The following is a 23,757-nucleotide window of genomic DNA, read 5'->3' as shown; positions in this document are numbered from 1 at the left end:
GGGCCGCGATTCAGGGCGCGTGCAGTGGGGCCACGCCCCTGCCCCGGCGTGAGCCTCACCATGTGGTGGGGGTACACCAGGGTGATCGACAGACTCCCCCCAGCTGTCCCGGCCTCGCCAAACCGGCCTGAGGGGGCGTGTAGGGGGCCATCCCCGCAGGTCAGCCGGGAGCCCGGGTTCACCTCACGTCCCGGGCTGCGTACACGGTGCCGAGGAGATGGCCCCCTGCGCGCCCCCGCCCCCGGCACCAACCTCTGCGAGCCGCGCGACAGCGCAAACCCTCGCGCGAAGTGCGAGACCGACCCGCTACCCCTGAGCCATGTGCATCAACTCCCACACATGCCCGTCCAGATCCTGGAAGCTCGCCCCATACATGGGCCCCGCCTCCATCACGGGCTTCCACACGCTCGCCCCAGCCCCGCGAGCCTTGGCGAGCATCTCATCGACCTCCGAGCGGCTGTCGCAGGACAGGCACGTGAGGACTTCCTTCGTCTTCGCGGCGTCGGCGATGTCGCCGTTGATGAAGTCCCGGAAGCGCTCTTCCTGGAGGAGCATGACGCAGATGTTCTCCTCGACGACCATGCACAGGGTGTGCTCGTCGGAGAACTGCGGATTGAACGTGAAGCCGAGGCGGGCGAAGAACTCGCGGGACGCGGCGATGTCCTTGACCGGCAGATTGACGAAAATCATGCGCATGCTCAGCAAGCTAGCAACGGCCACTGACAACCGTCCCGGCCCGCGGCACGCGCGGGCGCCGCAGCAGGGGCCAGCTGAGGGTGCCGAGGACGAGGGCGAGCAGGTGGCCCGAGTCACTGACGGGATCCGCCGAGTCCAGCAGGGTGCTGACGGTGTACCAGGCCACGCCCGCCAGGAGGGGCCACCGGGCCCAGGTCGGGAGCAGCCCCGCCAGGGCGCCGGTGCAGGCCATCACGCCGAAGCTGATGCCGTAGTCGAGGCGCTGGAGGGAGTCGGCGGGGAGCTGGCCGAGGGCGACCGCGGCGCCGACCGGGAGTTCGGTGGCGAGCGTCGCGACCACGTGGCCGCCGAAGAAGACGGCGGCCGTCCGCAGGGCGCCGGCCCGGCGCTCCAGGGCCGTCAGGACGAACAGGAAGGCGATGGCGTACGCGGAGGTCATGCCGCCGGCGATCCACAGGGCGCTGGCGACGAGCACCAGCAGGGGCGCGTGGGCCAGGTGTTCGACGTCGGTGCTGGAGCCCTGGAGGAGGGTGAGGACCAGGTCGGGGTCGGCGTACTCGGCGAAGAGGGAGGTCGCTACGAGGAGGAGGGTGTAGAGGAAGGTGAAGGGGGTGCTCCGGGGCCCGGGGAGCAGACGCCAGGGTCTGGGCATCCTCCGGGCGGTCCGGGCGGTCCGGGCCGGCCAGGTCGCCCCGGCGGACGACGGCGCCACGGCCCCGGCAGGCGGCACGCCCCCGGCGAGCGGCACCGCCCGGGCGCACGGCGCGACCTCAACGCACGGCACCGTCCCGGCGAGCGGCACCTCCCCAACGCGCCGCGCGACCCCAACGCACCGCGCGGCCCCAGCGCCCGGCCCCCCGCCCAGCGCCTCCCCGCCGCAAGGCGGTTTCTCTGCCGCGTTCGCCCGGCTCACTGGTGCCCGGCCCCTTTCGTTCGCTGGCCTTCTGGAGGTCTACGTGGGGCACAGCCTGCACGTTCAACCCATGAGTGAGCTGTGGCCGTGATGTGCGTCACCCACCGCCGCGTCGGGGGGGCGCGGCCATCGGCTGGACCCGTCCCGGCTCGATTGGTCAGGATGGCCGTCATGTCTCATCCCGCACACGCCATGCCTGACTCCGTGCATGCACCCGCCGAGCCGCGGGTGCTCGACCGCCGGGAGGGCCCGTACGGCGAAGTGGTCCTGCGGCAGCGGGGCGCGCACTTCGAGATCATCGCCAACGGGTGTTTTCTGATGGACACCTCGGACGGGCGGTCCGAGCGGCTGCTGGTGGATGCGGCGCTGGCGGAGCTGGGGGCCGGGCGGACCTCGGCCAGTGTGCTGATCGGCGGGCTGGGGGTCGGGTTTTCTCTGGTCAGGGCCGCGGAGGAGGCCCGGTGGGGGCGGATCACGGTGGTGGAGCGGGAGGCCGCGGTCATCGACTGGCACCGGGACGGGCCGCTGTCCGCCGTGTCGGGGGCGGCGCTCGCCGACCCTCGCACGGAGGTCGTGGCGGCCGATCTGGTGGCGTACGTACGGGAGGGCGCCGGGCCGCGGGTGTTCGACGCGCTGTGTCTGGACATCGACAACGGGCCGGACTGGACCGTCACCGAGGACAACGGCGGCCTCTACTCCCCCGCCGGTCTCGCGGCCTGCCGGGAGCGGCTGACGCCCGGCGGCGTGCTCGCCGTGTGGTCGGCGCAGCCGTCCGCCGCGTTCGAGGACGCTCTGCGAAATGCCGGGTTCACCGGCGTACGTACCGAAGAGATCCCCGTTGTCCGAGGCGTCCCGGACGTGGTGCACCTCGCGCGCAAGGGCGCGTAGCCGACGGTCGCGGCCTGCCCTTACGCTGCTGCCCAGCAGTACGCGACCATGCAGCACGGGGACACGCAGGGGCGGGCGATGGATCAGACGCAGACCACCCAGGGCGGCACCGCCGCGGCCACGCCCGGCGCCCAGCGCCGGATCCTCGTCGTGGAGGACGACCCGACGATCGTGGACGCCATCGCGGCCCGGCTGCGCGCCGAGGGTTTCCAGGTGCAGACGGCGACCGACGGCCCGGCCGCGGTGGACACCGCGGAGGCCTGGCAGCCGGACCTGCTGGTCCTGGACGTCATGCTGCCGGGTTTCGACGGGCTGGAGGTGTGCCGCCGGGTGCAGGCGCGGCGTCCGGTGCCCGTCATGATGCTCACCGCGCGTGACGACGAGACGGACATGCTGGTCGGTCTCGGTGTCGGCGCGGACGACTACATGACCAAACCGTTCTCCATGCGGGAGCTGGCGGCCCGGGTGCACGTGCTGCTGCGGCGGGTGGAGCGGGCGGCGCTGGCCGCGCACACGCCGCGCAGCGGCATCCTGCGCCTGGGTGAGCTGGAGATCGACCACGCGCAGCGCCGGGTGCGGGTGCGCGGCACCGACGTGCACCTGACGCCGACCGAGTTCGACCTGCTGGTGTGCCTGGCGAACACGCCGCGCGCGGTGCTCTCCCGTGAGCAGCTGCTGGCCGAGGTGTGGGACTGGGCGGACGCCTCCGGCACCCGTACGGTCGACAGTCACATCAAGGCGCTGCGCCGCAAGATCGGCGCGGAGCGCATCCGTACGGTGCACGGCGTCGGGTACGCGCTGGAGACCCCGCCGGTATGACGGCCCCCACCCGTCAGAGGGAGCGGGCCGGACGCCAGGACCGCGAGCACCCGCCGGACGGGTTGCGGGAGCGGGTCTGGGCGCCGTTCTGGCGGCGGGTCTGGGAGGGGCTGCGGCCGCTGGATCCGTACCGCTCGGTCAAGGCGGCGCTCGGCGCGCTGGTCATCGTCTCGGTGATCATCACGACGCTGCTGGTGTTCGTCGCGATCCACTCCGACACCGAGCTGCGGGTCATCACGGTCTTCTCGATCATCGCTTCGCTGCTGGTCACCCAGTTCGTCGCGCAGGGCCTGACGGCGCCGCTGGACGACATGACGGACGTGACCCGGGCGATGGCGGACGGTGACTACACCCGCCGGGTGCGCGGCGGGCGGCGGGACGAGTTCGGTGACCTGGCGGACGCGTTCAACCGGATGGCCGCCGACCTGGAGGCGGTGGACACCCACCGCAAGGAGCTGGTCGCCAACGTCTCGCACGAGCTGCGTACCCCGATAGCGGCTCTGCGCGCCGTGCTGGAGAACGTGGTGGACGGGGTCTGCGAGCCCGATCCGGAGACGATGCGTACGGCGCTGAAGCAGACCGAGCGGCTGGGGCGGCTGGTGGAGCACCTGCTGGACCTGTCGCGGCTGGACAACGGGGTGGTGCCGCTGCACGCCCGCCGTTTCGAGGTGTGGCCGTATCTGTCGGGGGTGCTGAAGGAGGCCAACATGAGCCGGGGCGCCTCCACGCTCTCGGGGCTGGCCGGCTCCGGCACCCACACCCGTACGGACGTCCATCTGCATCTGGACGTCTCACCGCCGGAGCTGACCGCGTACGCGGACGCCGAGCGGCTCCACCAGGTGGTGGCGAACCTGATCGACAACGCCATCAAGCACAGCCCGCGGCACGGCCGGGTCACGGTGCTGGCGCGGGGCGGCGAGACGCCCGGCGGTCTGGAGCTGGAGGTGCTGGACGAGGGTCCGGGCATCCCGGAGGCGGAGCGGCACCACGTCTTCGAGCGGTTCAACCGGGGCGACCCGGCGGCGTCGGGTCCGGGCAGCGACGGCGGTACGGGGCTGGGCCTGGCGATCGCGCGCTGGGCGGTGGATCTGCACGGGGGGCGGATCCGGGTGGCCGAATCACCGCGCGGCTGCCGCATCCGCGTCACTCTTCCGGGTAGCGACTCCGTACGGGGTTGACCTCGGGTGTCGTAGGGTCGGTGGCGGAGGCACACAGTCCTGGGTGCGGCGGCGATGCCGCGTACCCGAATGCAGAGGAACCTGGTGTGTTTCCCGCCCAGTCATGCCCCGAAACCCCTGTACGAATGTGACGTGCACGACGACTGACGGCCCCGGACTGCACCAAAGGTCCGGAGAGGCGTAGCCTTTATTCCCGCTGTCCACCACCTTAGGAAGCGGAAGAGGGCGGTTGCCGCCGTGTCGCCACAGTCCCCCAACAGTTCGAGCACTTCGACTGACCAAGAGGGGCAGGGTAAGAACCCTGCTGCCGCGTTCGGTCCGAATGAGTGGCTCGTCGACGAGATCTACCAGCAGTACCTCCAGGACCCGAACTCGGTAGACCGAGCCTGGTGGGACTTCTTCGCCGACTACAAGCCGGGAGCGGGCGCCGCCGCGCAGGCTCCGGCGAGTGGCGGCAGCCCCGCCACTCCGGCCGCCGAACCGGCCCAGGCCGCCACCGCGGCTCCGAGCGCGCCCGCGGCCCCTGCCGCGCAGCCCGCCGCCGCCCCGGCGCAGCCGGCCGCGAGCGCCCCGGCGCCCGCCCAGCCCGCCCCGGCGAAGGCCGAACCCGCGAAGACCGCCAAGCCCGCTGCAAAGCCCGCTGTCAAGAAGGACGATGTGAAGGCCGACGAGGCGCCCGCAGGCCCGGAACTGGTCACCCTCCGTGGCCCCTCCGCCGCTGTCGCGAAGAACATGAACGCCTCTCTGGAGCTGCCCACGGCCACGTCCGTGCGCGCCGTCCCGGTGAAGCTGCTGTTCGACAACCGCATCGTCATCAACAACCACCTCAAGCGCGCCCGCGGCGGGAAGGTCTCCTTCACCCACCTCATCGGGTACGCGATGGTGCAGGCCCTCAAGGCCATGCCGTCGATGAACTACTCCTTCCAGGAGAAGGACGGCAAGCCGACGCTGGTCAAGCCCGAGCACGTCAACCTCGGTCTGGCCATCGACCTGGTCAAGCCCAACGGTGACCGCCAGCTCGTCGTCGCGGCCATCAAGAAGGCGGAGACGCTCAGCTTCTTCGAGTTCTGGCAGGCGTACGAGGACATCGTCCGCCGCGCCCGCAACAACAAGCTGACGATGGATGACTTCACCGGGGTCACCGCGTCGCTGACCAACCCGGGCGGCATCGGCACCGTCCACTCCGTGCCCCGCCTGATGCCCGGTCAGGGCCTCATCATCGGCGTCGGCGCGATGGACTACCCGGCGGAGTTCCAGGGCACCTCCCAGGACACCCTGAACAAGCTGGGCATCTCCAAGGTCATGACGCTGACCAGCACCTACGACCACCGCGTGATCCAGGGCGCCGCCTCCGGCGAGTTCCTGCGCATCATGAACCAGCTGCTGCTCGGCGAGAACGACTTCTTCGACGACATCTTCAAGTCGCTGCGCATCCCCTACGAGCCGGTGCGCTGGCTGCGTGACATCGACGTCTCCCACGACGACGACGTCACCAAAGCGGCCCGGGTCTTCGACCTGATCCACGCCTACCGGGTGCGCGGCCACGTCATGGCCGACACCGACCCGCTGGAGTACGAGCAGCGCAAGCACCCCGACCTCGACATCATCGAGCACGGGCTGACGCTGTGGGACCTGGAGCGGGAGTTCGCCGTCGGCGGCTTCGCCGGCAAGACCATGATGAAGCTGCGCGACATCCTGGGCGTGCTGCGCGACTCGTACTGCCGCACCACCGGCATCGAGTTCATGCACATCCAGGACCCCAAGCAGCGCAAGTGGATCCAGGACCGGGTCGAGCGCGGGCACTCCAAGCCGGAGCGCGAGGAGCAGCTGCGCATCCTGCGCCGCCTGAACTCCGCCGAGGCGTTCGAGACCTTCCTGCAGACGAAGTACGTCGGCCAGAAGCGGTTCTCGCTGGAGGGCGGCGAGTCCGTCATCCCGCTGCTGGACGCGGTCATCGACTCGGCCGCCGAGTCGCGCCTGGACGAGGTCGTCATCGGCATGGCCCACCGCGGCCGCCTGAACGTGCTCGCCAACATCGTCGGCAAGTCGTACGCGCAGATCTTCCGCGAGTTTGAGGGCAACCTCGACCCGAAGTCGATGCACGGCTCCGGCGACGTGAAGTACCACCTGGGCGCCGAGGGCACCTTCACCGGCCTGGACGGCGAGCAGATCAAGGTCTCGCTGGCCGCCAACCCCTCGCACCTCGAAGCGGTCGACCCGATCGTGGAGGGCATCGCCCGCGCCAAGCAGGACATCATCGGCAAGGGCGGCACGGACTTCACCGTCCTGCCGGTCCAGCTGCACGGTGACGCGGCCTTCGCGGGCCAGGGTGTGGTCGCCGAGACGCTGAACATGTCGCAGCTGCGCGGCTACCGCACCGGCGGCACGGTGCACATCGTCATCAACAACCAGGTCGGCTTCACCGCCGCCCCGGAGTCGGCCCGCTCCTCCATGTACGCCACCGACGTGGCCCGCATGATCGAGGCGCCGATCTTCCACGTCAACGGTGACGACCCCGAGGCCGTCGTCCGGGTCGCGCGCCTCGCGTTCGAGTTCCGCCAGGCGTTCAACAAGGACGTCGTCATCGACCTGATCTGCTACCGGCGCCGCGGTCACAACGAGACCGACAACCCGGGCTTCACGCAGCCGCTGATGTACGACCTGATCGACAAGAAGCGCTCGGTGCGCAAGCTCTACACCGAGTCGCTGATCGGCCGCGGCGACATCACGCTGGAGGAGGCCGAGCAGGCCCTCCAGGACTTCCAGGGCCAGCTGGAGAAGGTCTTCACGGAGGTCCGCGAGGCCACCACCGCCCCGGCCGCCCCCGAGGTGCCGGAGCCGCAGGCCGAGTTCCCGGTCGCCGTGGACACCGCGATCTCCCAGGAGGTCGTCAAGCGGATCGCCGAGTCCCAGGTCAACATCCCCGAGCGGGTCACCGTCCACCCGCGCCTGCTGCCGCAGCTGCAGCGCCGCGCGGCCCAGGTCGAGGACGACACGATCGACTGGGGCACGGGCGAGACCCTCGCCTTCGGCTCGCTGCTGATGGAGGGCACCCCGGTCCGCCTGTCGGGCCAGGACTCCCGCCGCGGCACCTTCGGCCAGCGCCACGCGGTGCTGGTGGACCGGGAGACCGGCGAGGACTACACCCCGCTGCTCTACCTGTCCGAGGACCAGGCGCGCTTCAACGTCTACGACTCGCTGCTGAGCGAGTACGCGGCGATGGGCTTCGAGTACGGCTACTCGCTCGCCCGCCCGGAGGCGCTGGTCCTGTGGGAGGCGCAGTTCGGTGACTTCGCCAACGGCGCGCAGACCATCGTCGACGAGTTCATCTCCTCGGCGGAGCAGAAGTGGGGCCAGACCTCCGGCGTCACGCTGCTGCTGCCGCACGGCTACGAGGGCCAGGGCCCGGACCACTCCTCGGCCCGTATCGAGCGCTTCCTCCAGCTGTGCGCGCAGAACAACATGACGGTCGCCATGCCGACGCTCCCGTCGAACTACTTCCACCTGCTGCGCTGGCAGGTGCACAACCCGCACCACAAGCCGCTGGTCGTCTTCACCCCGAAGTCGATGCTGCGTCTGAAGGCGGCGTCGTCGAAGACGGCGGAGTTCACCACGGGCGGCTTCCGGCCGGTCATCGGTGACAGCGCGGCGAAGGCCGAGGACGTCACCAAGGTCATCTTCTGCTCCGGCAAGGTGTACTACGACCTGGAGGCGGAGCGGGTCAAGCGCGGCGCGTTCGACACGGCGCTGGTCCGTATCGAGCGGCTGTACCCGCTGCCCGGCAAGGAGCTCCAGGCGGAGATCGCCAAGTACCCGAACGCGGGCAAGTACCTGTGGGTGCAGGAGGAGCCGGCGAACCAGGGTGCGTGGCCGTTCCTGGGTCTGAACCTGATCGACCACCTGGACCTGTCCGTCGGTGCCGACGTGCCGCACGGCGAGCGCCTGCGCCGTATCTCGCGGCCGCACTCCTCGTCGCCGGCCGTCGGTTCGGCCAAGCGCCACCAGGCCGAGCAGGCCGCGCTGATCGCCGAGGCGTTCGACGCGTAGCACGTAGCCCGTACCGGCCCGGCTGGCCGGTACGGGCGCGGTGCTCCGAGGCCCCGCCACGAATGTCGCGACGTTCGTGGCGGGGCCTCTTGCCGCTCGGAGCCCGTGTCACACGTCGCGCGGCAGCACTTCCATCGGTACGTGGTCGGGGTGGGCCATCGACGAGGCGGACTCCCGCGGCCGCGGCGACCCGGGTACCGGGCGCAGCTTCCAGCGGGCCAGGAGGGTGGCCAGCGCGATGGTGGCCTCCGTCCAGCTGAACCCGTCGCCGATGCACCGCCGGCTGCCCGCGCCGAAGGGCACGACCGCCTTGCGTTCGAGGGCTTCCCGCCGCTCGGGCAGCCACCGGCCGGGGTCGAAGGAGTCCGGGTCGGGGTAGTGGGCCGGGTCGCGGTGCAGGGCGTAGAGGCTGAAGGCGATCTCGACGCCGGCCGGGACGCGGTAGCCGCTGAGTTCGATCGGCTCGGCGGTGCGCCGCATCAGCAGCACCACCCCGTGCAGGCGGATGACCTCGTCCAGCACCCGGCGGATGCCGGCGAGGCGGGGTACGTCCTCGAAGGTCACGGGCCGGTCGCCCACCACCTCCTTGACCTCGGCGACCAGCTGGTCCTCGACCTCGGGGTGCTCGGCGAGGTGGTGGAAGGTCCAGGCGAGGGTGGAGGCCGTGGTCTCCGTACCGGCGAACAGGATGGTGACCAGTTCGTCCCGGACCTCCTCGTCGGTCAGGCCCTCGCCGGTGTCCGCGTCGCGTGCCGCGAGCAGGACGGACAGCAGGTCGGTCGCGTCGGCCCGGCCCGAGGCGCGGGTGGTGGCGACGACCTCGTCGATGATCCGGCGCATGCTCGCCGTGGCGTCGTCGAAGCGGCGCCAGATCGGCAGTTTGTCCAGGATCTTGGGGGACGCGGCCCTGAGCAGCATGTTCTTCAGGATGACCGGCAGGTTCCGGCGCACCGCCTCCACCGCCGGCCGGCCGATGTCGGTGGAGAACAGGGTCGCCGCCAGCGTCTCGATGGCGTACTCGCCCATGACCTGTTCCACGGCGACGCGTTGGCCGGGGGTCCAGGAGTCGGCCAGCGCGCGGGCGCGGTCGCTCATCACCTCGGCGTAGCGGGCGATCTGCTTCGCGTGGAACATGGGCTGGATGAGGCGGCGGTGGCGGCGGTGGACCTCCCCGCCGGCCGTCGCGAGGCCGTTGCCGACCAGCGGCCGGACCCGGTCGAAGAGCCGGCCCTTCTCCAGCGACCGGCCGTGGGTGACCATGACGTCGTTGATCGCGGAGGCGCCGGAGGCCACGTAGATCGGCATCGTGCCGATGTCGACCCGTACGAGGTCACCCGTCTCCCGCAGCGACCGCAGGAAGTGCAGCGGGTTCCGCTGCAGTGGCAGGGCGTGTCCCAGCAGTGGTATCCCGCCAGGGGCACGGGGGACGGCCGTCAGCTCCAACACGGGGGATCCTTTCGCCGAGGCGACGTCCGCGCCGGCCCGCGTGCAGAGGCGATCCGGCGGGAGGTGGGGACGGGGCGGCCCGGCGCTGCGGCCGTGGGCTACCCGGAATGATCACGTCAGGCATCGTACCGACCGTTTACACCTGAACCAATGGGCCGTTTCCGCCCCACCCATGCCCGCCTGGCCCTTCCGCTACCGCGGTTTCCCCCGTGTTCACCGCCGCGCCGTGCCCGGCCGCCGGTCAGCCGCGGCGGAAGCGCCTTGCCCGGGGAGGAGTGGTGACGACCGGGGTGGCGATCACCGTCCGGTCCGGCTGCGGGCCCGCTGTGCCGGCTCGCGCGGTGTCGAGCTGCTGGGGCTCGAACGCCACGGGCAGGGCGGCCGGACGCTGGGTCAGCCAGGCGGCCTCGATGGACAGTTCCTCCGCCGGGACCGCGAGCCGGACGTCGGGAAGCAGGCTCAGCAGGGTGTCGATGCCGGTTTCCGCCATGGCGCGGCCGATGTCCGCTCCGGGGCACTGGTGCGGGCCGAAGCTGAAGGCGAGGTGCGAGCGGTTGCCGTGCATCGGCCCCGCCGCGGCGCGGACCTCGGGGTCCGCGTTGCCGGCTGCCGGGCAGAGCAGCAGCATGTCCCCCTCCTTGATGTGCTGTCCGCCGAGCTGGGTGTCGCCGGTGGCCCACCGGCCGGGCACCGCCGCGATGGGCGGGGTGTCCCAGAGCACCTGGTCCAGCGCGTCGGGCAGGGTCATCTGGGCGCCCGAGAGGCTGCCGCGGAAGCGGGGGTCGGTCAGCACCAGGCGCAGGGTGTGGGCGAGCAGGTTGACCGTGCCCTGGTGGGCCGCCACGAGGATGAGGCGCAGATGTTCGATGATCTCGTCGTCGGTCAGCGCCGACGGGTGGGCTATCAGCTCCGACGTCAGGTCGCGGCCCGGCCGGTTCTTCTTCGCGTCGACCAGTTCGCGCAGCGTCCGTGTCACCACCTCGTTGCTGGCGGCGGCCGTGGCGGTGCCCTTCACCAGGTCGAGGGCGGGGGCCACCAGGGCCGCGCCCGCCTCGGAGCTCAGCCCCAGGATCTGGGAGATCACCAGCATCGGCAGCGGCTCGGCGTAGTCCCGGACCAGGTCGGCTTCGCCCTTCGCGGCGAAGGCCGAGACCAGTTGCCGGGTGTACCGGGCGATGTAGCGGCGCACGCCGTGCCGGTTGAGCTGGTCGAGGCTGTCCGTGACCGCGCTGCGCAGCCGGAGCAGTTCGGCTCCGTCGGCGAACACGCACAGGGGCTGCCAGCCCACCATGGGCACCAGCGGCGAGTCGTCCGGGATGCGCCCTTCCCGCCATGCCGTCCAGCGCCGCGAGTCGCGGGAGAAGCGTGAGGGGGTGCGCATCACTTCGAGGTTTTCCTGGTAGCCGAGCACCAGCCAGGCGGGGACGTCACCGTGCAGGAGCACCGGCGCGACCGAGCCGTGTTCGCGGCGCAGTTCCTCGTACAGCTCCTGCGGGTGGGCCTCCGCGTCCGCCCCGTACAGCCGGCGTACCTCGGGACTCATGCCGTGCGCCGGGCAGCCGGGAGGCGGCACCGCTGCGGAGTGATCACGGGGGGCGTCCGGGCGGGGGGTGGTCACAGGGCCTCCGAAGCCGTTGTTCGATGGAGCAGCCACGGACGGGGGCCCGGCGGCGTGCTCACGCGTCAATATCCGGGTCGCGTGCCGCGGTGCTGCCGCGGTCCAAGATCCCGGGCCGGATGCAGCATATCCCCGGTGCCGCCCGGCCCGGGGCGGAGGCCGGGGCTCGGCGGGCATGCTAAATGGGCGCCCGGCCGACGGAGTTGACGGCCCGTCGGCCGGACGCCCCCGGGGCGGCCGGGCCGCCTCAGACCGGCTGCGGCTCGAAGTCCCAGTACGGGCGGCGCCGGCGGCGGGCGGAGAGGGTGTGCGGGTGCTCGGCGCCCAGGGTCTCGGTGAGCTGTTGTACGGCTTGCTGCTCCAGCTTGGAGGCCTCCTGGCCGCGCCGGAGGGCCCGCAGGTCGTCGGCGAGCGCCGTCTTGGCGGAGAGGGTCAGCGGGTGGGTCTCGCCCATGACCCGCTTGGCGCGCTCCAGGGTCTCCCGGCTCAGCTGTGCGGCGCTCTCCTCGTCGTCGACGCGGTTGCGGGCGCCGGCAGCGTTCAGGGCGCAGCCCAGGGTCCAGGGGTGGTCGGGGCCCACGGCCCGGGTCATGCCCCGGAGGGCCTCCTCGGCGATGGCCAGCGCGTTGTCCCGTTCGCCGAATTCCCAGCACACCAGGCCGGTGTTGCCGAGCGCGCCGACCGTGTACGGGTGGGCCTCGCCGACGAGGGTGCGGTACCGCTCGGCGGCCTCCTCGCCCAGGGCCCTGGCCTGGCCGAGGTCGCCGTGCTCACGCAGGAACGTGGCGTAGTTGGCCTGCATCATGAGCGTCTCCGGATGCCGGGGGCCGTGCACCCGGCGGGAGCGCTCCACGACGTCGCCCATCAGCGCGTCGGCCTGGGTGACGGCGCCGGAGCGGCGCAGGCACAGCGCGAGGTTGTGCTCGGCCCGCAGGGTCAGGGGCGTGTGCTTGCCCATGACCTGGTGGTAGAGCCGTACGTTCAGCTCCTGGCGGGACAGGGCGTCGGTGTAGCGGCCGAGCAGCCGCAGCATCCGGGCGTACGAATACGCCGCGCCGAGGGTGAGGTGGTGGCGGGCGCGCAGCTCGCGTTCCCAGACCAGCAGCACCTCGCCGAAGAGGTCGAGGGCTTCCTGGTAGCGGCCGAGGGCGCTGAGCGCGGAGGCGAGGTTGCTGCGCGAGGAGAGGGTGAGCGGTGCCTCGGGCCCGAGGAGTTCGGTACGGCCGCGGACGACCGACTCGAAGATCTCCAGTGCCTGGCTGTAGGAGCCCAGCGCCATCAGGGTGCCGGCGAGGCCGTCCTGCGCGCGCAGCAGCGCGCCGTCGCCCGGCTCCCGTTCGGCGGCCAGCTCCTCCACGATGGCGCTGCCGACCGCCTCGGCCTCGCGGTAGCGGCCCAGCCTGCGCAGCATGTTGGCGTGCTGGTGGGTGATCACGAGCATGGTGCGCTGGGTGGGGGCGATGCGGGTGCGCCAGCGGGAGAGGAACTGCTCGCACAGCCGCAGGCCGATGCGGTACTCACCGCGCACCCGCAGGTACTCGATGCAGTTCAGGAGCAGTTCCTGGACGGAGATCTCCGGGCTGTCCAGGACGCCGGCCGGCTCCAGGTGCGGGATGAGCGCGGCGTACTGCTCCCAGGTGCGGGTGTCGGAGGGGCTCTGCGGGTCGGCGGTGGCCAGCACCCGGCAGGCCGTGGCGGACATCGAGTCCCGCTCGTCCTCGGCCATGTCGCTGCGCAGGAACCGGTGGTAGAGCCGGTGCATCTGGGCGATCTCCACGGCGGGGTCCGTGGTGGTCTGCGCGACCTGGTAGTCCAGGCGTACGGCGGTGGACTCGGTCAGCCGGCGCAGCGCGGTGTTCCACGCGATGGGCTCGGCCGCGAGGTCGGCGAGGTACTCGGGCAGGTCGCCGCGCCGGGCGCGGGCGAGCATCGGCACGGGGATCGCGTCGGGTGCGAAGAACGCGAAGAGTTTGAGCAGTTCGACAGCGGCGGGGCTGCGCTCGCGCAGCGTGTTCAGCGTTATGGCCCAGCTGGTCTGGAAGGCCATCGGGTAGTCGGTGGAGATGCGGATGCCGACCAGGCTGGGCTCGCCGCGGCGGATCAGCTCGATGTACTCCTTGGGCGCCATCGGGTTGGCGTCCAGCCAGGCGGCGGTCTGGGCGAGCAGCAGCGGCAGGTCCTGCACGGCCTCGGCGAGCAGGTCGGCTTCCATGTTGGTCAGCCGCGGGGCGCGCCGGCGCGCGTAGGCGACGGACTCGATACGGGTGAAGGGCAGCACCTCGATCTCCTGGGCGCTGCCGGAGCCGGACCAGTCGCGGGTGAGGGTGGTGATCAGGACGTGGCCGCGGCCGTCCGGGACCAGGTCCTCGATCTGCTCCATGTCGTCGGCGCTGTCGAAGATCAGCAGCCAGCGGCGGTACGGGCGGCCGACGCGCAGCGCCTCGTGGACGGCGCGGATCCGGTCGCCCAGCTCCTGGCCGACCGGCAGGCCGAGGCGGGTGGCCAGCTCGGCGAGCTGTTCACGGGCGGCGCCGCGGTTGGTGGCGCTGATCCACCAGACGACGTCGTAGTCGTTGCCGAAGCGGTGGGCGTACTCGGCGGCGATCTGGCTCTTGCCGACGCCGGAGATGCCGTACAGGGCGATCCGGGTCTCCAGCGGCTGGCCGAGGCCGGGCACCGGGCCCGCCAGCTTGCCGTGCAGCTCCTCCAGCGCGGTGTCGCGGCCGGTGAAGCGGTTGTTGCGGCGGGGGATGTTCCAGATCTCGGGCGGGTCGTTGGGGAAGCGCGGCGCGTTGGCGGCGGGCTCGGCGGGGCGCCGGCCGGCGGCCGGGACGCCGAGGCGGTTCAGGACGCGGCGGTTGGCCTCGACGGCGTCCAGGTCGCGCAGGTCGGCGGGGCGCAGCACGGAGGCGGTGGCGGGCAGCCGCTGGGTGGCGACGCTGACGGCGGCGAACCGGTCGGCGTGGTCCGGTACGACTTCCTGGAGGGCGGTGGTCCACTCGTCGTGCGTCTTGGGGCCCAGCTTGAAGTACCAGTCGTCGAGCACCATCAGCAGGCGGCCCTCGGCGGCGAGCAGGCCGGCCAGCTCCTCGGTGAGCGGGCTGTCGGCCGGGGGATCCCAGCGCAGCATGGTGGTGCCGTGGCCGAGCTGTTCCAGCTGGTGTGAAATCCAGGCCGCCCACGGCCGGTTGAAGCCCGCATAGCTGATGGTGATGTGTTCTGCGGAGCCGGTGGTACCGGACTGATCGGCCATGCGACCGTCTCCTCGGTATGCGGTGGTTCGCGCGGGCGCGAGCTGGCTGTTCGGCACGATAGCCCAAGTATCGCCCCGGACGGCGACGCCACGTCAGGTCTTGTTGTGCGTACGCCAGTTGACGGACGCGGGTGCGGGCGCGGATCGCCCCCTGTGGTCGGCCGCGCGGACCTCGTCGGCGAGCCGGGCGGCGATGTGCCGGATCACCCGTTCCAGGTCGGCGCAGTACACGGAAGGGTTACGGAAGCCGCTGCCGCCGGCGCGGTAGCGGTGGGCGTAGTTGCCGCCACCGCAGACCGTCATCAGCGGGCAGGCGCGGCACCGGGCGCACAGGCCGTCCGCGCCGAGCCGGCGGGCGGTCATCCCGGGGTGGTCCAGCGCCTCGTCGAAGCTGTTGCGGAAGATGTCCAGGCCGGTGGCGGCGGCGCCCTCGTACGCCGATTTGAGGGAGTCGACCTGCTCGATGGCGCCGTCGGTGTCGACGACGAGCGCGACGACGGGTGACAGGCCGACGGCTTCGCTGGTGCTGGGGCGGCCCAGCAGCAGGCCGATGATCTCGGTGAAGAGGCGGACGCGGGGGGCCGGCTCCCGTTCGGCCCACCACAGGTCGAAGACGGTGCACAGCCAGTCGCCGTACGGGGTGCGGGCCGCCGGTCCGGGTGGCAGCGGCGGGCGGCTCGTCCAGTTGGCGTGCGGGAGGAGGAAGTCGAGCATCGGGGGGCCGAGGGCGCGCAGCGAGCGGTAGACCCGGGCGGGGTCGGAGGTGAGGTCGATGGTGCACAGGATCCCGGCGAAGACGTCGGGGCGGCGGGCCAGCATCCGGGCGGCGCGGGACGCCGCCGGCCAGGAGGGGCGGCCGGCGTGGTCCAGGCGGCGGCGGTTGAGGCCGGGGGTGCCGCCGTCCAGGCTGAGGCCGATACGGAAGCCGGCGCCGGCCAGCGTGTCGAGCACCGCCGGGGTGAGGAGGGTGCCGTTGGTCTGGACGCCCAGGTGCGCGCGGCAGTCCGCGGGGAGTGCGGCGCGCAGTGCGGCCGCCTGGTCGAGCAGCGGGCCGGGGCCGGTGAGCAGGGGCTCGCCGCCGTGCAGGTCGATGCGTATCTCGTCGAGGCCGTGGGCGCGTACGTGCTCGGCGATGCGCCGGGCGGTCTGGCGTACGGTGCCGGGCGGGGTGTGCAGGGGGCGGTCGCGCCAGCTGCGGTCGGGGCCCGCGTAGATGTAGCAGTAGGTGCAGGCGAGGTTGCAGCGGCTGTGGACCTTCAGGACGAACTGCCGGAAGGGGATCACGGCCCGGTCCAGGTTCTGGCACACCACGACGCCGCCCCCCTGCCCGCGTCCGACGTCCGGGCACCCCGAAGACGGCCCGCTGTCGCCATACATGGCTCGGCCATCCACCGGACATGCGCAGGACACCGGCAAGTGGCCGGATACGCTGCCCGATTGCCCAGAAATCGCCGCTGGCGGCCGGTCGGGGACCGTTGGTCAGCGTACGGTCGGCCCCGGGCCGTCGTCGTAGTAGGCCACCGCCTCAGCGGCGGGTGCCCAGTTGCGCAGCAGGAGGGCGGTCACCTCCCCCAGCACCGGGTGGCCCGTCCGTGCGGCCACCGCGGCCACATCGACACCGCCGAAGTCCGGCAGCGGCTCGGCCGACGGGCCGGACGGCTCGACCGGTGCGGCCGGGGCCGTACCGGTGACGGGGACTGTCGCCACGCTGTTCTCCTCTGGGCCGGGTGGACGGGTGTTTCCCGCGCGCCCGAGCACGGAAACCCCCGGACCGGCCGGGTCAGGCGGTCATTCGGACGGGTCCAGGGCGCGCATCCGCTCCCTCGTGTGCCGGGCCTCGGGGCCGTTCTCCTCGGCGGCGCGCTGCCACTGCTCCCAGCTCTCCCGGTAGGCCACCAGGGCCGCCTGCGGCCCCGCCGTGTCCTCCAGGACGCCGGCCCGCCGGTGGTGGGCGCGGGCCGCCAGCAGCGGGCTGGCGGCGCGCTCGGCGTCGGCCGCGGCCCGCCGGTAGCAGGCGGCGGCGCGGTCGTGCCGCTCCCGGGAGCCGAAGCGCCGGTCGAGGGCGAGCTGGACGTCGCCGACCTCCAGCCAGGCCTCGGCGCCGACGGCCGGGTCGTGCGCGCTGCGCGCGGCCAGTTCCAGCACCCAGTCGGCCTCGTGCAGGTCGGCCAGGGAGGGCCGGCGGTCGTGGCGCAGCCGCAGGGCGCGCCCGAACAGCAGGCGGTGGGCGGCCAGTTCGGGGTCGTTGGGGGCGACCCGGCCGAGCGCCTCGCGCAGGACGTGCACCGCCTCGTTCGCGAGCCGTTCGCCCTGTTCGCCGGGGGGTTCCAGCCGGGCGCGCAGCAGCAGGGCCGCGCCGCGGTCGGCGAGCAGGGTGCTGTGTTCGGGCGAGTCGGGGACGGTCAGGCGCAGGGCGGCGGCCAGTGACTCGATCGCCTTGTCCAGGGCGGCGAGGTCGCCGGTGCGGGTGTGCACGGCGCGGTGCGCGGCGGCCGTACGGCTGAGGCTGTCCGCCTCCAGGGCGGGGTCGCGCAGTTCGCGGGCGAGCGTGCGGGCGCGTTCCAGGACGGGCAGTACGACGTCCGGTCCGGAGCCGGCGCCGAGCAGCGTGCGGGCCTGGGCCAGTTCCAGGAGCGTCTCGCAGATCTTGCGGTCGGCGGAGGCGCCCCTGCGGCGCAGCAGGACCGTGGCGGTGTCCAGGTCGGCGGTGGCGCGCAGGGCGAGCGCTCCGGCGTACGTCTCGGCGCCCGTCTCCGCGCCGGCGGCGCGGCGCGCCTGGTCCAGCAGGACGCCGCCGCGCGCGGCGTAGATCTCGCCGGGGACCTGTTCGCCGCTGGGCCACTGCTCCAGGAGGGTGGTCAGGGCGTGTTCGGCCTCGTCGAGCGGGTCGCCGGGGCGGCCGGTGCCGGCCCCGGTGTCGGGGGGCAGCGCGGCCAGCCGCCGCAGCACTTCGGTACGCAGCACCATGCTCTCCAATACGCGGGGGTCCAGCAGACTCATCAGCCCGCAGGCGGTGTCCAGGTGGCGCGCGGCGTCCTCCAGCGCGCCCCGTTCACCGTCCGGGTACCCCGCGGCGCCGCGTTCCTGCGCGCCGGCGTAGCGCACCCGGGCGAGCACGATCAGGGCTCTGACGCGAGCCTCGACGTCCCCGTCCGGCGACCGCGCCGGATCCCCGCCGACGGCTTCCGCCGCCGCCCGGACCGCCCGTTCCGCCTCTTCCAGGGCGTCCGGCTGACGCCACTGTGCCCAGCCGTGCAGCAGCGCGCGGGCGAGGTCGGTGCCCGCGGCGGGGAGCTGCTGGGACGCGGCGCGCAGCAGGCGCACCGCTTCGATCAGGTCGCGTACCGCGCCGTCCTGTTCGTAGCGCTCCAGCAGGGCCGCGCCTTCGGCGGCGGGCCCGTCGGGCGCGTACGTCAGCTGGACCGGTGTCCTGAGGGCCGGTTCGAACCGGCGCAGCACCCGTTCGGAGATCCGCGCGAACGGTTCCGGGACGGCGCGCCGGCCGGTGGCCGGTTCCCGGCCGCTGCCGGAGAGCATGGCGACCGCCACGGCCGGGAAGTTGCGGGCACTGCGGCCGAACGTGCGCTCGATGTAGAGAGAACAGTGTTTGAGGACGAGGGCGGCCTCGCCGGCGCTCAGGCGGCTGAGCAGCTCGTCCCGTACGCCGGGCACGAACTCGTACCAGGGGCCGCCGGCCGCGCCCTCCTGGGCGGGCCCGCCGGTGGGGTCGGGAAGCTGCTCGACCAGGCCGCTGAGCAGCACCTCCGCCAGTTCGGCGGGGCCGGTCTGGGGCAGCATGGCGCGCTGGACGAGCTGGATGACGGGCAGCGCGAGCGGTACGGCGGACAGGTGGACGGCCAGGTGCCGGGCGTCCGGCGAGGCGGTCTGCTCGAACTCGCGCAGCAGCCGGTCCGGTCCGGGGCGCTCGGCGCGGCGCGTGAGGTCCGTACCGAGGCCGTGGTCGGCGCGTACGACGGCGGCGGCGCCGCGCAGCGAGAGGCCCGACTCGGCCGCGGCCAGCCGGGCCCAGGAGCCGAGGGCGGCGGGCGCGGCCGACAGGACCGGCACGGCGCGCTCGCGCGCCTCGCCGCGCGGACGCCCGGTCGTGGACGGCGCGCGGCGGCGGCGCCGGGCGGGCCGGAAGTCCAGGGCGCGGTACGGGCCCTGGTGCCGTACGAGCGTGCCCGCGACGGCCGGGAGCAGGGTGCGCGCCCACATCCGCTGCGGCAGCGGCTGCACCACGGCGAGCGGTGCGTCGGCCGCCCAGCGGTACAGCAGCCGCTGGATGCGCCCGTCGCGCCACAGCGGCCCGGCGCAGTCGCTGACGACGAGGGTGAGGTGGTGGCCTGTGGGGTCGTGCAGCTGGTCGGCGGGGCGCAGCGGGGCGGCCCGGTCGGGTCCTGCGGCGACGCCGACCTCGTCGCCGTGCGGGTGGAGGTAGTGCACCGTGACGTCGCGGAAGGCGCCGACCCGTTCGCAGACCTGTCGCAGGTCGTGCAGCATCTGCTCCCACACGGCCATGGAGGCGGAGCCGTCCATCAGCAGCCGCAGGCTCGCGGCGCGGCGGCGGACGCCGCGCAGCACCGGGATGATCAGTTCGGCGTGGGCGGAGAGGTCGGCGGTGGCGTCCTCGTCGAGTTCCTGGCGGGCCGGGACGACCGGCGGGTGGTAGCGCTGGACCGGCCGCAGGGCGCGTTGCAGCGGCAGCAGTCCGGGGAAGGCGGAGGCGACGGGGATGCCGACTTCGCCCAGCCGTCCCTGGCCGGGGGCGAGGGCGCGGTCGTCCTGGGCGGGCAGCAGGTCGACCTCGGGGCGGTGGGGGCGGTCGCGGGCGGCGGGCTCCGTACGCGACGGTGTGCCGCGGGCCGGTTCGCGGTCGCGGGGGTCCACGGAGAAAGTGGCCGGTTTCGGCCTGTGCCCGGCGGCCGGTGCGGTCCCGTCGGCTGCTTCCCCGGTGTCCTCGGCGGGCGCGGGGGTGATCCACCGGGACAGCCACAGCGCGTCCGCCAGGGAGCGGGCGTCGGCGGGCAGCCCGGCCGCGCGCAGCCGCGCGACGATCTCACCGAGGGGGCCGAAGCCCGGTCCGCCGGCCGGCACCGCCGGTCACCTGGTCCGATCCAGGGGCCGCAGCAGTTCGGCCGTCAGCCGCCGCCGCGTCTCCTCCTCGTCCTCGTCCGCCCAGCCGGCCTTCTGCGTCAGGTGGATGGCGTTGAGCAGCTGGTCGACGGCGCGTACGTCGCCGGGCTCACGGTCCAGGAAGCGGTCGATCAGCGGTTCGTACTCGGCGGCCGCGCCCTCGCCGAAGTGCGCGCGGACCATGTCCGCCAGCCGTTCCTTGTCCGGCGTGGGGATGTTCAGGTGGATGCAGCGGCGCAGCAGCGGGGCGGGGAAGTCCCGTTCGCCGTTGCTGGTCAGCACGATGAACGGGAAGGCGCGGCAGCGTACCCGGCCGTCGCGCACGGTGACGTGGCCGCCGTCGTCGCTGAGCACCGGCACCTCGGGGGCGGATCCGGCCAGCCGCTCCAGCTCCGGAATCCGGAACTCCCCTTCCTCCAGTACGTTGAGCAGGTCGTTCGGCAGGTCGATGTCGCTCTTGTCCAGCTCGTCGACGAGCAGGACGCGGGGCTTCGCGGCGGGCAGCAGGGCCGTGCCGAGCGGGCCGAGGCGGATGTAGCGGCCGATGCCGCCGCCGGGTTCGTCCTGCGGCAGTCCGTCCTGCTGCCGTCCCTCGGCGGGGCCGGGGCCGGGCCGCGGCCGGGCGGCGCGGGCGATCTGGAGGTCCTGGAGGCGGCCGATGGCGTCGTACTCGTACAGCCCGTCGCGCAGCGAACTGCGGCTGACGATGGACCAGTTCAGCACCCGGCCCAGGCCCAGCTCGTAGGCGACCGAATGCGCGAGGGTGGACTTGCCGCTGCCCGGCGCGCCGGTGACCAGCAGCGGGCGGCGCAGGTAGAGCGCGGCGTTGACCAGTTCGCGCTCGGTCTCGCCCGGCCGGTGGTAGCTCGCCTCGCGGCGCTGCACGCCGAGCCGGCGTTCGGAGGCGTGGTCGAGGGCGGCGGGCGGCGCGACCAGCGGGCCGCCGTCGAAATCCCGCCAGGGCGGGGGCGGTGGTAACTGCTCGATGCCGTCGTGCGGAGCCCCCGCGCCACGGTAGATGAGCCAGTCGCTCACGTCGGAACTCCTCGTCGCCGGCCGGCCGTCGGGCAGGGGCGAAGGGGCCGCGGAAGAGCACCCCCGGCAAGCGTCGGCATCCGCTCACCGCCCTCCCCGGACCCGTCCCCCTAGCAATCTCTCACGACGCTAGGACAGTAGCCAGCCGGACGGAAGGATACGGGGCGTTTTCCGGTCTCGGGGGTCGTCATGGGGGCGACAATTGCTCGCTGCTGGGGAAGAGTTGGGGGATCGGGTTGCCCGGGTCGTCGTAGAGCAGCACGAGGTCGCGCGCCCAGGCGGCGCCGCCCTCGTCCGCCTTGGCGCGCAGCTCCCGTACCAGCTCAGGGAGTTCGGCGACCGTCTTGGGCGCACCCAGGAGCTGCCGCACCTCCCGGTGGAACTCGTCGCACGCCCGGTCGCAGTCCCGCTCGTCGTGGCCGCCGGCCGGCCACAGGGCGACCGGGTGGCCGGTCTCCAGTGTCCAACTGACCGCGTCCAGGCCCGTGCCGTCCGCCACCGAGCGGCACAGCGCCGGTACGGCGCCCTCGTCCGCCTCCTCCAGCAGCCGGGGCAGGCCCGACACCGAGGCGCGCGGGCCGGCCGGCACCCGCAGCGCGGTCAGCCGTCCCGCCGCGACCAGGCCCTGCCAGCGCCGCAGCCACGCCGGGTCCACCTCCTGGCGGCGCCCCTGGTCGCGCAGTACCACCGCGCGCGCCGGGCCGAGCGGGCGCAGGCGCGCGGCCCGGCGCGTGGAGGCCGGTACGCGCCAGCGGTCCGCCGGCGTGTGCCAGCGCTCCTCCGGCACGGCGACCTCCAGGCGTACCCGGGCGCCGCCCGCCGCGTCGTCGGCGCGCAGCAGCCGCGGGCCGAGCCGGTGCAGGACCTGCTCGCAGGCCTGCTCGAAGGTCGTCCCGTCCCGTGACTCCTGCACCTCCACGCGCTGCCACTGGCCCTGCCCGTAGCCCTCGCTGACCGACCAGTTGAACAGCTGCCGTCCGCCGGTGTCGTCGTAGAACAGCGGCTCGAACTCCACGAGCAGCGAGTCGGGGCGGCGCCGCACCGGGCCGATCCGCTCGCGGTCCCGGGGCAGCAGCACGACCGCCTTCGCGGTCACGAACAGTTCCAGCCGCTCGGCCGCGACGCGCAGCGCGGCGCCCTCCTCGCCGGCGGCCTCCCGCGCCTCGTCGGCCGTGCGCTGCGCGACGATGCGCAGGTAGTGCACGAACGCGCACAGCTCCGTGTACGGGTCGCTGCCCTGGTAGAGCGCGCCGTGCCCGTCCCGCCAGGTGCGCAGCGTCCACGGCCCGGCCCGGCCGGTACGGCCCTCCGGGTCCGCGCGGCCCAGCGCCTCGGCGACCGCGGCGGCCACCACCAGCGGGTCGCGCGGCGCGGGCAGTGACGCCAGCAGGTCGAGCGCCTGCAGCCGCTCCTGCACGCCCCACAGCCGGCCGCGCCCCGACATGATCGCGTGCTGGGCGTCGAACCAGGTGGGCTCGCCCGGCCCGCCGAGGTCCTGCCCGGCCCAGTGCCAGCGGTCGTGCAGGCTCATCAGCGCGTGGTACGGGTCGTCGCCGAGCCCGGCGGCACCCGGCACGAGGTGGTGCGGCGCCAGCGTGCGCAGTTCGGTGACGGGCACCGCGAGGCCAAGGCGGTCCTCGCGGTGGCTGCCCTTGACGATGCCGACGACCTCGCCGCGGTCGCAGTCCAGCAGCGGGCCGCCGGACGCGCCCGGGGTGACCCGGACGTCGGTGCCGAACTGGAGGCCGCGGGCGTCGCGGGCGCCGAAGCGGACGGCGATGAAGGGGGGCAGCGGGGTGGCGGCGGAGGGGGCGTCGTCCGGGGTGTGCGACTGGTCGTGTCCGCGGAAGATGAACGCGTCCTCCAGGAGGGCGGCCGGCTGGTCGCTGAGCCAGGCGCAGGGGTGGGCGGTCCCGGGGTCGAGGAGGCGCAGGAGGGCCAGGTCGACGCGGGGGGCGGGCGCGGAGGCGGGGGCCGGGCGGCTCAGGTCGTACTCCAGGCGCGCGGCGGCCACCCGGCCGTCGAACGCCACGCCGATCTCGCCGTCCGGGCCGGTGGCGCGGTGCCGGCCGTCACCGCTGGTGAGCACGTGGGCGCAGGTCAGCACCCAGCCGGGCGCCACGAACACCCCGCTGCCCCACACCGGCGCCGGCCGCACACCGGGCGCCGGGCGGACGGCCACGGTGACCCGGCCGGCGTGGCCGAGCAGGTGCGCGTACTTCTCGCGGTCCGCGTGCTCGTTCCGTCCGGGGCCGTGGGCGCCTTCCGGGGGTGTCATCACGCACCCGGATCGTGCGGTCCTCGGCCGTCGGGGCGGCCGTTCTCCGGGGCGGGGGCGTTCCGCGGCGCGGGGTCGTCCGCCGGCCGCTCGCGTTTCTTCCAGGTGAGCGTCACGGAGAGGTTCGCCTTGGCCTCGCCGTCCGCGAGCAGCGCCACCGCCCGGCCGGGCTTGGCCGCCACCTCCACGCCGAAGCTCACGCTGGTCTCGTCCGGCGCCACCCGCTCCGTCGCCTCGCGCAGGCTGGCCGCGACCCCGCCGACCAGCTCCCGCAGGCCCTCGACGCGCGCCCCGAGCGCTTCCCACGCCCCGACGTCGTCGTACTCCTCTTCCTCGTCCGGCGTCCCGGCGACGTCCAGCCGGGAGACCCGGGCCCAGACCTCCGTGCCGTCGGGCAGCTCGATGAGATGTGCGCGATCGCGCATCACGGCCTCCTGCTCCCCCTGAGCG

Annotated in this window: 15 protein-coding genes; 4 read left to right on the top strand and 11 right to left on the bottom strand. The window is 73.5% G+C overall.

Translation table 11 applies throughout. The features are described 5' to 3' along the window. Positions 1-306: 306 nt before the first annotated feature. Both AB0L45_RS05065 and AB0L45_RS05060 read right to left on the bottom strand, forming a co-directional pair. Positions 307-696, bottom strand: coding sequence for a VOC family protein (locus AB0L45_RS05065; protein WP_365836207.1), 390 nt, complete (start codon positions 694-696; stop codon positions 307-309). Positions 697-706: 10 nt separating this feature from the next. After that, on the bottom strand, positions 707-1,348 hold the full coding sequence (locus tag AB0L45_RS05060) for a rhomboid-like protein (RefSeq protein WP_365836205.1): 642 nt from the start codon (positions 1,346-1,348) through the stop codon (positions 707-709). Between the two features lie 432 nt (positions 1,349-1,780). Here AB0L45_RS05060 and AB0L45_RS05055 point away from each other — a divergent pair, with 432 nt between their 5' ends. From AB0L45_RS05055 to AB0L45_RS05040, 4 genes are all read left to right on the top strand, one after another. After that, a complete protein-coding gene (locus tag AB0L45_RS05055) occupies positions 1,781-2,497 on the top strand; it encodes a spermidine synthase (protein WP_365836203.1) in 717 nt (238 codons plus the stop codon). Between the two features lie 78 nt (positions 2,498-2,575). Beyond that, a complete protein-coding gene (locus tag AB0L45_RS05050; RefSeq protein ID WP_031001263.1) occupies positions 2,576-3,316 on the top strand; it encodes a response regulator transcription factor in 741 nt (246 codons plus the stop codon). Further along, positions 3,313-4,494, top strand: a complete 1,182-nt coding sequence (locus AB0L45_RS05045) for a HAMP domain-containing sensor histidine kinase (protein WP_365836201.1) — start codon at positions 3,313-3,315, stop codon at positions 4,492-4,494. The genes AB0L45_RS05050 and AB0L45_RS05045 overlap by 4 nt, the downstream gene beginning before the upstream one ends. A 237-nt stretch (positions 4,495-4,731) precedes the next feature. Further along, positions 4,732-8,541: a multifunctional oxoglutarate decarboxylase/oxoglutarate dehydrogenase thiamine pyrophosphate-binding subunit/dihydrolipoyllysine-residue succinyltransferase subunit gene (locus AB0L45_RS05040; RefSeq protein ID WP_365836199.1), complete on the top strand. Its 3,810-nt coding sequence runs from the start codon at positions 4,732-4,734 to the stop codon at positions 8,539-8,541. Positions 8,542-8,649: 108 nt separating this feature from the next. Here AB0L45_RS05040 and AB0L45_RS05035 read toward each other — a convergent pair whose 3' ends face one another. The 9 genes from AB0L45_RS05035 to AB0L45_RS04995 form a co-directional block, all read right to left on the bottom strand. Continuing rightward, positions 8,650-9,987, bottom strand: a complete 1,338-nt coding sequence (locus tag AB0L45_RS05035) for a cytochrome P450 (protein ID WP_365836197.1) — start codon at positions 9,985-9,987, stop codon at positions 8,650-8,652. Positions 9,988-10,228: 241 nt separating this feature from the next. Beyond that, a complete protein-coding gene (locus AB0L45_RS05030; protein ID WP_365836195.1) occupies positions 10,229-11,605 on the bottom strand; it encodes a cytochrome P450 in 1,377 nt (458 codons plus the stop codon). 247 nt (positions 11,606-11,852) lie between these two features. Then, the gene (gene fxsT / locus AB0L45_RS05025; protein ID WP_365836193.1) at positions 11,853-14,858 is read right to left on the bottom strand and encodes an FxSxx-COOH system tetratricopeptide repeat protein; all 3,006 of its coding nucleotides are present in this window, start codon (positions 14,856-14,858) and stop codon (positions 11,853-11,855) included. Positions 14,859-14,951: 93 nt separating this feature from the next. After that, positions 14,952-16,169, bottom strand: a complete 1,218-nt coding sequence (locus AB0L45_RS05020; RefSeq protein WP_365836191.1) for an FxsB family cyclophane-forming radical SAM/SPASM peptide maturase — start codon at positions 16,167-16,169, stop codon at positions 14,952-14,954. Positions 16,170-16,337: 168 nt separating this feature from the next. After that, positions 16,338-16,565, bottom strand: a complete 228-nt coding sequence (locus AB0L45_RS05015; RefSeq protein WP_365836189.1) for a YxD-tail cyclophane-containing RiPP peptide — start codon at positions 16,563-16,565, stop codon at positions 16,338-16,340. An 81-nt stretch (positions 16,566-16,646) separates the two neighbouring features. After that, a complete protein-coding gene (locus tag AB0L45_RS05010; protein WP_365836187.1) occupies positions 16,647-19,955 on the bottom strand; it encodes an SAV_2336 N-terminal domain-related protein in 3,309 nt (1,102 codons plus the stop codon). Between the two features lie 6 nt (positions 19,956-19,961). After that, positions 19,962-21,029 carry a MoxR family ATPase gene (locus AB0L45_RS05005; RefSeq protein WP_365836185.1) on the bottom strand — a complete coding sequence of 356 codons (1,068 nt, stop codon included), beginning with the start codon at positions 21,027-21,029 and terminating at the stop codon, positions 19,962-19,964. 187 nt (positions 21,030-21,216) lie between these two features. Further along, entirely contained in the window at positions 21,217-23,307 is a 2,091-nt protein-coding gene (locus AB0L45_RS05000; RefSeq protein WP_365836375.1) for a trypsin-like peptidase domain-containing protein, read from the bottom strand. Then, complete coding sequence (locus tag AB0L45_RS04995; RefSeq protein WP_365836183.1) at positions 23,307-23,732, bottom strand: CU044_2847 family protein; 426 nt, start codon at positions 23,730-23,732, stop codon at positions 23,307-23,309. The genes AB0L45_RS05000 and AB0L45_RS04995 overlap by 1 nt, the downstream gene beginning before the upstream one ends. Between the last annotated feature and the right edge of the window lie 25 nt (positions 23,733-23,757).

Source organism: Streptomyces sp. NPDC052496, from assembly GCF_040679095.1.
Taxonomy (GTDB): domain Bacteria; phylum Actinomycetota; class Actinomycetes; order Streptomycetales; family Streptomycetaceae; genus Streptomyces.
This window is presented reverse-complemented; position numbering and strand designations above follow the sequence as displayed.